Genomic DNA, 9,541 nt, shown 5'->3' with positions numbered 1-9,541 from the left:
CGTCGTCGCCGGTGAAGACGTGGCGGCCGGTCAGCAACTGGAACACGGTGGCGCCGAGGGCGTACAGGTCGGCGCGGTGGTCGACGGGCTGCCCCATGATCTGCTCGGGCGCCATGTAGGCCAGGGTGCCGATACTGGCATCGCCGGTCAGGCCGGTGGTGGCGCCGTGCAGCCGGGCGATGCCAAAGTCGCAGACCTTCACCGTCCCGTCGCCACTGAGCATGAGGTTGGCGGGCTTGACGTCGCGGTGAACGATCCCGGCCGCATGCGCGGCGGCCAAGCCCTCGGCGGCCTGCGCCCCGTACTCCAGCACATCCTCGATCGGCAGCCCGCCGGGATGGTCGCCCAGCAGGCTCTTCAGATCACGACCGTGCAGGAACTGCAGCACCAGATAGGACAGCCCGTCATGCTCCCCGACGTCGTGAACGGCGGCGATGTTGCGGTGCGACAACCGCGCCGCCGCCCGCCCCTCCCGCTCGAACCGGGCCAGCGCCTGCTCCCGCAGCGAACCGTGCATCAGATGCGGCTGCAGCACCTTGACCGCCACGGCCCGTTCCAGCCGCAGATCCTCACCTCGCCACACCTGGCCCATGGCGCCCTCACCCAGCAGCTCGACCACCCGGTACCGGCCCGCCACCACCACACCCTCAACCAGCAACCCGCCCCCAACATCCGCCGGCAATGGCTCCAACCCGCCAAAAGAACGACCCCAACCTACGGCCCAGAACCCCAAAAGCCACGGCGCGCCACAAAGTGGGCCGTCAGCCCATTCGGGCGGTGAGGAGAATCGGAAGGATGATCAGCTGCTGAGTCCGCCACCTGCGGTGATGCGAACAGTGGACCGGACACCACACCTCTGCCCTATTTCCCCCGGCATCTCCGCAGGTTGCGACGTCGAGATCGAGTCGAGCGGTGATCTGGGCCGTGCTCGGCGCAGCCGTCCACAGCCGCAACCCGGCCCCCGATACTTGGTTTGCCGAGGACCTGCAAATCTCAGCGAACGTGATCCCTGCCTGCCGCACTCCGGCCGTCTCCCTACCAGTCAGCGGAGCGGCGGGGTCCAGGGCCATGGCCGGCAGGCCGTCCGCCGCCGGGTGCTCGTCTCCAGCCGACTGTCCGCTCAAACACCCGCGGCGTCGAGCTTGCTGCCGGCCGAGGGCGCACCGGGCTGGGGCAGTTGGCCATCGCCAGGCGCGGTGGGCTTGTCGGAGTCGTCGCGGTCTTCCCAGCGGCGGCACATCCCGTCGCGGAGGTTCTCCGTTCAGTCGCGAAGCCGGGCGGAGCACTCAACGTCGGTGAGCTGGCAGCGTGGCTCACGGCTGGAGTAGCGCCATTCGTGGGTGAGGTACAGCCGGCCGTCTGCGCCGAGGCCGAGCATCTCGGCGGCGAAGGGGTTGCCGGTGCCGTAGTCGACGCCGAGCGCGAGCCAGTCAACGATCTCGGGGAGAGCCGCGACGACGTGGCGGCACGTCTCCTGCTCGCGAACGATGACTCCCCTCCGTAGTGGTGCGCCGCCCCGTCCTCCCCAGTGGCTGTGCTGCGTTTCCGCTTGCATACTCACCTGCGGAGACGCGGCATCCTGCCCGGATCATGGCGCCAGGTTCCTTCGCGGTCCTGAGGGGTGGAGACGGAACCATCGAGCAGCGTCGATCCCCCGGCCCGACGGCGGCCGCGTCCGCGGCAGCCGCACCTGCGACACCGCCACGACGACTAGATCATGATCGCCCGGCGTCGGATCGTGGCCGGAAGCATCGAGACCTCCGTGTTCATCCCCCTGCGCGCCCAGTGGCGAGCATCCCGACCCGATATGGCCGGGGCCGGTGAGCCGCGTGGACATGGATCGGGTCGCCACCGACTCGATGCTCGCGTCCGAGTGCTGGGGGGCGCCGGCCTGGTCCGGTATGGGCGGACGGGTGGCCCCGGCCGGACCAGGTCGGCGTCTGCGGGAGTCCTCCGTCAGGTCGTGGGGAGTGTTCGGAGCAGGTAGTTCCAGGCGGCGTCGAGTTGTTCGGGTGCGTAGCAGCGGGCGCGTTTGGCCAGGGCCTCGGCCTTGTCCGAGTGGTCGTAGGTGCCGGTGACCGCGGCGACCTGGAGTTGGGTGCGGCAGGCTTTCTCCAGGAAGATCGCCGTCATGACGGCGGTGGGGACGTCGGGGCCGGTGGTGACCAGGCCGTGGCGGTGCAGGAGGAGGGCGTTGCGGTCGCCGATCGCCTCGGCGACCGCCCGGCCCAGTGCGCGGTCGCGGATGAGGTCGCCGGTGGCGGTGAAGCGGGCGATGTCGGGTGGCCAGAACAGGGTGCCCTCGTGCCCGATCGGGTGGAGCGGCAGCCCGGTGGCGGCGAAGGCGACGGCCGACTCGGCGTGGCTGTGGACCACCGCGCCGACGTCGGGCCGGGCGGCCATGATCTCGGTGTGGATGGGGTACTCGAGGTGGACGCGCCCGTCGCCGGCGAGGAGCGTTCCGTCGCGGGCGATGAGCACCACGCGTTCGGCGGTGATCTCTTCCATTCCGTGGCCGGCGGCCTTGAGCCACGTGCCCGCGCCGCCGGGGTCGCGGAGGGAGAGGTGTCCCCAGATGAGGTCGGCGTTGCCGTGCGCGGCCAGCACACGGCAGCCGAGGGCGACCTGGTCGGCAGGGGTCACCGGGTGTCCTTGGTGAGGAAGTCGCCGACGATCCGGTTGAACTGGTCGGGCTGTTCGAACATCGGCCAGTGCCCGGCGCCGGTGATCATGTCGAAGGCGGCGCGGGGCAGGATCTCGGCGGCGCGGCGGCCGACCTCGGCGGGGGTGGTGGGGTTGTGGTCGGTCCACAGGACGAGGGTGTCGTGCTCGATGCGGGCGAGGTCGTTCTCGCCGAGCATGTGGACCCGGTTGGCCTGGCTGGGCTGCTCGGCGACGAGTTTGGCGAGCGCTTCCTCGGCTCCGGGCAGGGTGTAGTAGCGGTAGCGGCATTCGACGAGTTCGTCGGTGACGGTGGCCGGATCGACCATCAGCCATTCCAGCCGCTCGCGGACGCTCTGGCGGGTCGGTGCCGTGGCCGCCTTGGTGGTGACGGCCTTGACCTGGGCGTGCACCTTTTTGCTTTCGGTGACGCGATCGGGGTCTGACAGCAGCAGCCCGGCGCCGGTGACGGAGACGAGCTTGCCGACGCGGTCGGGGTGCTTGAGCGCGGTGTAGAGGGCGGTCCAGCCGCCCAGTGACTGGCCGACGAGGTGGGCGCGTTCGGCGCCGATGGCGTCCAGGAAGCCGATGAGGTGCCGGGTGAAGGCGGGGGCGTGGTAGGTGACGTCGGTGGGGCGGGCGGTGAGGCCGTGGCCGAGGGCGTCGATGGCGTAGATGCGCAGGCCGCGTTCGGACAGCGGGACGATGTTGCGCAGGAAGGCTTCGGCGTGGCCGGTGAGACCGCCCATGAGGATGACGGCGTCGCCGTCACCGGCCTCGATGGAGCGGGTGCGCCAACCCGCTGCGTCGCGGTAGCGGGTTTCGGCGCCGAGGCAGTCGGTCCAGAAGGACATCAGTTCTCCTTGCTGAGGAAGTCGATGAGAGCGGGGTTGAGGAGCTCGGGGTGTTCGTACTGCGGCCACTGCTTGGCGCCCTTGATAGTGAGAAGCCGGGCTTGGGCGATGGCGTCGCGTGCGGTCTCGATCACCACCTGCGGGGTGTGGCCGTGTTCGCCGCGCACCAGCATCACGGGCATGGCGAGTCCGGCCAGCCGTTGCGGCGTCAGCAGGGAGCGGTCGTTGTCGGCGGCGCGGACCAGGCGGTGCACCTGCCGGGCCTCCTCCGGCTGGTAGAGGAGGGTTCGGATCTCCACCAGTTCGGGGTCGAGGCGATCGGGGTCGGCGAGCAGCCCGGCCAGGCGGGTGCGTACGGCCTCGGGCGTGGGCTCGGCATAGGCCCGTCCGCCTCGCTCGTAGGCGCTGCGGGTCGTGGGGTCGGCGAGGCGTTCGGACTCGGTCTGCAGTCCGGCGGGCTCGATGAGCGCCAGCCGCCGGACCCGGTCGGGGGCGCCGAGGGCGATCAGTGCGGCCGTCCAGCCGCCCAGCGACTGGCCGACCAGGTCGGCTTCGTCGAGTGCGAGTGCGTCCAGGACGGCCAGCGCGTGGACGGCGAGTTCCTCGACGGTGTATCGGGCTGCGGGCGGGCGGCCGGTGAGACCGTGGCCCAGCAGGTCGAACGCGATCGCCCGTCGTCCGGCTTCGGCGAGTGCGGGCATGGTGCGGGCGAAGGTCTCCAGGTGTCCGCCGCGTCCGTGCAGCAGGACGATCGGAGGGCCGTCCCCCAGCGAGGCGATCCGGGTCGGCACTCCCCCGGCGACGATGTGCCGGATCTCGGCGCCCAGCAGGTCGGTCCACAGGCTCACAGGTGGGCCCGCAGGAACTCGAGGGTGCGTTCCCAGGTGAGGCGGGCGGCCTGGGGGTGGTGGTTGGGGTGGGTGTCGTCGTGGTAGGCGTGCCCGGCGCCCTGGTAGAGGTGTACCTCGATCGGCTGCTCGGACAGCTTGAGGGCCTCTTCCAGGCGGCCGACCTGGTCGAGAGGGATGACCTCGTCGGCTCCGCCGAAGTGGGCCTGCACCGGGCAGCGGACGGTCGCCGCGATGTCGATGCGGGATCGGATCCGGCCGGTCGGGCTGTAGGCGGGGGGCAGTTCGGGCAGTCCGTACAGCGGAACGGCGCAGGCCAGCCGGTCGGTGCCGGTCGCCCAGGCCAGGACGAGGCCGCCGCCGAGGCAGAAGCCGACGGCGGCGGCGCGGGAGGCGTCGAGGTCGCCGCGCCGGGCCAGGTAGTCCAGGCCGGCGTCGAGGTCGGGGATCGCCTGCTCGTCGCGGGCGGCGAAGAATGCCTTGGCGCGCCGCTCTTCGGGGGTGGTGTAGTCCTGCGGGGGGCGTCCGCCGATGCGGCTGTACAGGTCGACGGTCAGGCAGGCGAATCCCTCGGCGGCGAAGAGTTCGGTGACCCGTTCGCGGTGGGCGGTGACGCCCAGGTTCTCGTGGGCCATGATGACGACGGGCGGTGGGGCGCCGCCGGGTGTGCGGACGGGCAGGGCCAGGTAGCCGCGGATCTCGTCCCGGCCGCTGGGGAAGGTCACCCAGGCGGCGTCGGGTGGGGTCGGCATGGTCTCCTCCGTGAGGTCAGCCCGCTCGTGGGGATGCCGGCGGGTTGGTGGCCGCGGCGCGTCCGAGCAGGTACTTGATGTGGGTGCCGAGGGCTTCGAGGCGGCGCCGCGACATGCGCGCGGTGTGGCCGCAGACCGCGACCGCGCCGGCCGGGCGGCCGGCGACCATGACCGGGACGGCCACGCCGGCGATGCCGGCGATGAACTCGCCGATCTCGACGGCGTAGCCGTACCGGCGGCAGGTCCGCAGTTCGCGGCGGAATGCTTCGGGGTCGGTGATGCTGGCGGGGGTGCGCTGCGCCAGCCGCAGCGTCGCGACGATCTCCTCGCTGTCTTCCACGGGCAGGCCGCTGAGGATGGCGCGGCTGATGCAGCCGTTGCCCAGTGCCGAGCGCCGGCCGAGCGGTGACAGCGACTCCGGGGAGTGCGGTGCCTCGCGCTTGGCGGTGATGAGCAGGGACCGATCGCGCCAGTCGATCTCGGCGACGAGCACGGTCTCCCCGGTGGAGCGGATGAGCTCCTCGGCGACGCCTTGGGTCAGGTGGGCCAGCGCCGTGGTCGCCGAGACGAGGCTGCCCAGTTCCAGCAGCCGGTTGCCCAGCACGTAGGCGCCGTCGTCGGCCTGCCTGAGGAAACCTCGTTCCACCAGCGTCACCGCGAGGCGGTGGGTGCTGGCCTTGGGCAGCCCCGCGGCGGCGGCCAGCTCGGAGAGCTGGAGGCGGGGATGCGCGGCGCTGAACGCGCTGAGCACGTCCAGCGCCCGGTCGACCGAGCGGACTCCGCGGCGGCGCGGCCCGTCCTGCGCGGTGGGGCCGGAAGGAAGAGGGCCAGGAGTATCGGGCATCAGTACCTCACGAGCAGTAGGGCGGGGCCTGGCTCGTATTTTCCCTGGTCACCAGCGTCTCGGGCACGTTGGCGATCTTCTTGACGCCCGGTGTGCCGCGCAGCAGGCCCACGACGTTGTCGATCGCCATCTCGCCGACGCTCTTGGGCGTGTTGCTGACGGTGACCGCGATGTCGCCGGCGCCGATCGCCTTGACGCCCGCGGCGCTGCCGCCGTTGGTGAGGATCTTGATGTCGTCGCGTCCGGCGGCCTTGAGGGCGGCCAGCACGCCGAAGGCCATGTCCTCGTTGTGCACGAAGACGTAGGAGACCTTGGGCCGCGCCTGGAGCAGGTTCTCGGCGACGTCCTGGGCCTTGGCGCGCTGCCAGAGCGCGGGCTGGTCGAACACGACCTTGGCGGCGCCGCCGAGGCTCTGCTTGAAGGCGTTGTTCATCAGGTCGGCGGCCGCGCCGGGGGCGCCGCCGACGATGCCGACCTCGACGGGCCTGCCGCCGCTGTCCTTGACCAGCCAGGCTGCGAGTTCGCGGCCGACCTTCTGCACGTCGGTGACGACCGCGCCGAGGATCTTGCTCTGGTCGACCGAGGCGACCGAGGTCAGGAAGATCGGGATCCGGGCCCGGTTGGCGCGGTTGATGCCGCCCTCCAGCGAGTCGATGTTGACCGTCTGCACGACGATCGCGTCGACCCGCTTGACGATCATGTCGTCGATGTTGGACAGCTCCTTGGCCGGGTCCATCGCCGAGTTCGCGGTCAGCAGCGTGACTCCGGCCTTGTCGGCGCGTGCCTGCATGGAGCGCTGGAGGCAGGTGTGGAACTCGATGGAGTTGCCGTTGACGAAACCGACCGTCAGCTCCTTGCCGGAGGGGACGGTCGCGGTGGCCTCGCCTCCGTCCTCGACCGAGCAGCCGGTGAGGGCGATGCCGGCGGCCAGGGTGAGCGCCGTGGCCAGTCTTCTGGGTGAGCGGCCGGTGGTGCCCGGTGCGGCGAACATGTCGATCCTCCCGAATCGGTGCGGGGTGGTGGGGTGGGCGGCGGGGGGCCGAGTGTGCGTCGCCGGTCAGTGAGGTCGTCCGCGCAGGTGATTGGTGATCGCCGCGACGAGCAGGACCGCGCCGAGCGCCACGTTCTGGTAGTGGGAGTTGATCTGGAGCAGGTTGATGGAGTTGGCGACCACGCCGAGGAGCACGACTCCCAGGACGGTGCCGACGAGGGTGCCGCTGCCGCCGTGCAGGGCGGTGCCGCCGATGACGACCGCGGCGACCACGGTGAGTTCCAGATGAAGGCCGCCGGTGCCGGGGCTGGCCGCGCCCAGCCGGGAGACGAGCATGACGCCGCCGAGCCCGGCCAGCATGCCGCCGAGGGTGTAGAGCAGCAGCTTGGTCCGGACGACGGGGATGCCGGCCAGGCGGGCGGCGTCCTCGTTGCCGCCGATGGCGAAGGCGTTGCGGCCGAACGCCGTCCAGCGCAGTACCAGGGCGGCGACCGCGCAGACGATGACGGCGATGACCACGAGGGCGGGCACGGCGCCGGCGACTTCGCCGAAGCCCAGCGGCGCCAGGTGCTCGCCGATGGAGATGCTCTTACCGTCGATGATGAGCAGGGCCGCCCCGTCCAGGACGGTGGAGGTGGCCAGCGTCGCCACGAACGGCACGACCTTCAGGCGCGTCACCACGATCCCGTTGACCAGGCCGATCCCGGCACCGAGCGCGAGGGCCAGCGCGGCCGCCGTCCATTCGTCGAGGCCGCCGACGATGAGCTGGGCGACGACGCCGTGGGTCACGGCCGCGATCGCACCGAGCGAGAAGTCGATCCCGCCCGCGGTCATCAGCAGGGTCAGCCCCGCGGCGAGCACGGCCACCACGGCGATCTGCTGGGAGACGTTGAGGAGGTTGGGGCCGGTCAGGAACACCTCGCTGTTGACGGCGGTGAAGGCCCCGACGACCAGCAGTACCGTGAGCAGGCCGGCGTGCCGGGAGACCCCGGGAGGAAGAGCGAAGCCGGTTCGGCCTCGCAGCGCGGTGAGTGCGGTCATGACTGGTCTCCTCCAGCGGTCAGCGTTACCAGGTCGTCCCGGGTCACCTTCTCGATGGGCGAGTCGGCGACGATCCGCCCGGAGCGGACGACGACCACGCGGTCGGCCAGCCGCAGCACCTCGTCGACGTCGGAGGAGCCGAGCAGGACGGCCGTGCCCCGTTCGGCGAGGCCGTCGACGATGTGATGGATCTCGGCCTTGGCCGCCACGTCCACGCCGTTGGTCGGCTCCTCCAGCAGGCAGGCGGCCGGTTCGCCGTCCAGCCATGCCGACAGCAGCACTTTCTGCTGGTTGCCGCCTGACAGGGACGCCACGGGCGGGTCGGCGTGCAGGGTGGTGACGCCGTAGCGTTCGCGGGCCTGGCGTCCCTCGGCATGCAGCCGGCGCCAGCGCACCAGCCACGGCCGCAGCCGTCCCCTGCGGACCAGGGCGAGGTTCTCATCGACGCTGAGGACCGGCACCAGCCCGTAGGACAGGCGGTCGCCGGTGACGCAGCGCAGGCCGGCCGCCAGACCGGCACCGACGTCGCCGGGGGCGACCTTGGCGCCGTTCACCGTGAGATGCCCGCTCTTGGCCCGGCGGAGCCCGGTGAGCAGCCGGAACAGTTCGGACTGGCCGTCTCCGGCGGGGCCGAGGACGGCCACGACCTCCCCGGCGCGGACGGTCAGGTCGAAGGGGTGCAGGCGGCCTCCGGCCAGCCCGGTCAGCTCCAGCACCGCCTCGCCCGCCGACCGGTTCCTGCCGGGCCGGTCATGGACGAGCCGGTCTCCGACCATGGCGTTGATCAGTGCGGGCAGGTCGATCTCCGCGGCACGTGCGACGGCGGCCACGTGCCCGTCGCGCATCACGGTGACGCGGTCGGCCAGGTCGAGGACCTCGTCGAGGTGGTGGGAGATGTAGACGATCGCGGTTCCCCGGTCGCGCAGGGTGCGCACCAGGCGGTGGATCGTCTGGGCGTCCCGGCCGCCCAGGGAGGCCGTCGGCTCGTCCAGGATCAGTACCCGGCCGCCGAGATGGACCTCGCGGGCGATCTCCACGAGGGTCTGCTCGGCGGGGCCCAGGCTCCCGGCGACCGCTTCCGTCGCCACTTCGATGCCCAGTCCGTCCAGGGCGCGGGCCGCCTCCCGGTGGGCCTGCTTCCACCGGATCCGCCCGCCGCGGGCCGGAAGGCGGCCGAGCAGGATGTTCTCGGCGACCGTCAGGCCGTTCACCAGGGTGCGTTTCTGGTGGACGATGCTCACACCGGCCGCGTGGGCGCGGCGCGGCGTGAGCGCGGACCGGTGCTGCCCGTCGATGACGATGTCGCCGGCGTCCGGGGTGAACGCGCCGCAGATGAGCTCGACCAGGGTCGATTTGCCCGCCCCGTTCATCCCCACCAGGGCGTGCACCTCGCCCGGCAGCAGCGTGAAGTCGACGCCGGCGAGTGCCTGCGCGCCACCGAAGGCCTTGCGGACCTGGCGCAGCTGGAGCACCGGAGCCGCCTGCCGCTCGTGGAGGCCGATGTCGGCGTCCCCTTGCGGCACGCCGCCGCGGCCGTCGAGGGCGGCCAT

At 71.7% G+C, this 9,541-nt stretch carries 10 protein-coding genes; all 10 read right to left on the bottom strand.

The window, feature by feature from the left end:
* Positions 1–658, bottom strand: a 658-nt coding sequence (locus ACFPZN_RS31605; protein ID WP_378285928.1) for a serine/threonine-protein kinase, incomplete at its 3' end; no start/stop codon positions are given.
* A gap of 603 nt (positions 659–1,261) precedes the next feature.
* On the bottom strand, positions 1,262–1,555 hold the full coding sequence (locus ACFPZN_RS31600) for a hypothetical protein (RefSeq protein WP_378285927.1): 294 nt from the start codon (positions 1,553–1,555) through the stop codon (positions 1,262–1,264).
* 401 nt (positions 1,556–1,956) lie between these two features.
* Positions 1,957–2,643, bottom strand: coding sequence for a class II aldolase/adducin family protein (locus ACFPZN_RS31595; RefSeq protein WP_378285926.1), 687 nt, complete (start codon positions 2,641–2,643; stop codon positions 1,957–1,959).
* Complete coding sequence (locus tag ACFPZN_RS31590; protein WP_378285925.1) at positions 2,640–3,515, bottom strand: alpha/beta fold hydrolase; 876 nt, start codon at positions 3,513–3,515, stop codon at positions 2,640–2,642. Before ACFPZN_RS31590 ends, ACFPZN_RS31595 begins: the two co-directional genes overlap by 4 nt.
* Positions 3,515–4,363 carry an alpha/beta fold hydrolase gene (locus ACFPZN_RS31585; RefSeq protein WP_378285924.1) on the bottom strand — a complete coding sequence of 283 codons (849 nt, stop codon included), beginning with the start codon at positions 4,361–4,363 and terminating at the stop codon, positions 3,515–3,517. Before ACFPZN_RS31585 ends, ACFPZN_RS31590 begins: the two co-directional genes overlap by 1 nt.
* Entirely contained in the window at positions 4,360–5,115 is a 756-nt protein-coding gene (locus ACFPZN_RS31580; protein ID WP_378285923.1) for a dienelactone hydrolase family protein, read from the bottom strand. Before ACFPZN_RS31580 ends, ACFPZN_RS31585 begins: the two co-directional genes overlap by 4 nt.
* 16 nt (positions 5,116–5,131) lie before the next feature.
* Positions 5,132–5,959 carry an IclR family transcriptional regulator gene (locus ACFPZN_RS31575; protein ID WP_378285922.1) on the bottom strand — a complete coding sequence of 276 codons (828 nt, stop codon included), beginning with the start codon at positions 5,957–5,959 and terminating at the stop codon, positions 5,132–5,134.
* Between the two features lie 7 nt (positions 5,960–5,966).
* Entirely contained in the window at positions 5,967–6,950 is a 984-nt protein-coding gene (locus ACFPZN_RS31570) for a sugar ABC transporter substrate-binding protein (protein WP_378285921.1), read from the bottom strand.
* A 66-nt stretch (positions 6,951–7,016) separates the two neighbouring features.
* Positions 7,017–7,991: an ABC transporter permease gene (locus ACFPZN_RS31565; RefSeq protein ID WP_378285920.1), complete on the bottom strand. Its 975-nt coding sequence runs from the start codon at positions 7,989–7,991 to the stop codon at positions 7,017–7,019.
* Entirely contained in the window at positions 7,988–9,541 is a 1,554-nt protein-coding gene (locus tag ACFPZN_RS31560) for a sugar ABC transporter ATP-binding protein (protein WP_378285919.1), read from the bottom strand. The genes ACFPZN_RS31565 and ACFPZN_RS31560 overlap by 4 nt, the downstream gene beginning before the upstream one ends.

This window comes from Actinomadura rugatobispora (assembly GCF_042656285.1).
Lineage (GTDB): Bacteria > Actinomycetota > Actinomycetes > Streptosporangiales > Streptosporangiaceae > Spirillospora > Spirillospora rugatobispora.
The sequence above is the reverse complement of the archived record's forward strand: the minus strand, read 5'-3'. Positions and strand labels throughout refer to the sequence as shown.

Bases quoted from the DNA above. Each gene is read 5' to 3' on its own strand.
- ACFPZN_RS31600 (WP_378285927.1), bottom strand. From the start codon at position 1,555: ATGCAAGCGGAAACGCAGCACAGCCACTGGGGAGGACGGGGCGGCGCA.
- ACFPZN_RS31590 (WP_378285925.1), bottom strand. From the start codon at position 3,515: ATGTCCTTCTGGACCGACTGCCTCGGCGCCGAAACCCGCTACCGCGAC.
- ACFPZN_RS31580 (WP_378285923.1), bottom strand. From the start codon at position 5,115: ATGCCGACCCCACCCGACGCCGCCTGGGTGACCTTCCCCAGCGGCCGG.
- ACFPZN_RS31575 (WP_378285922.1), bottom strand. From the start codon at position 5,959: ATGCCCGATACTCCTGGCCCTCTTCCTTCCGGCCCCACCGCGCAGGAC.
- ACFPZN_RS31570 (WP_378285921.1), bottom strand. From the start codon at position 6,950: ATGTTCGCCGCACCGGGCACCACCGGCCGCTCACCCAGAAGACTGGCC.
- ACFPZN_RS31565 (WP_378285920.1), bottom strand. From the start codon at position 7,991: ATGACCGCACTCACCGCGCTGCGAGGCCGAACCGGCTTCGCTCTTCCT.
- ACFPZN_RS31560 (WP_378285919.1), bottom strand. From the start codon at position 9,541: ATGGCCGCCCTCGACGGCCGCGGCGGCGTGCCGCAAGGGGACGCCGAC.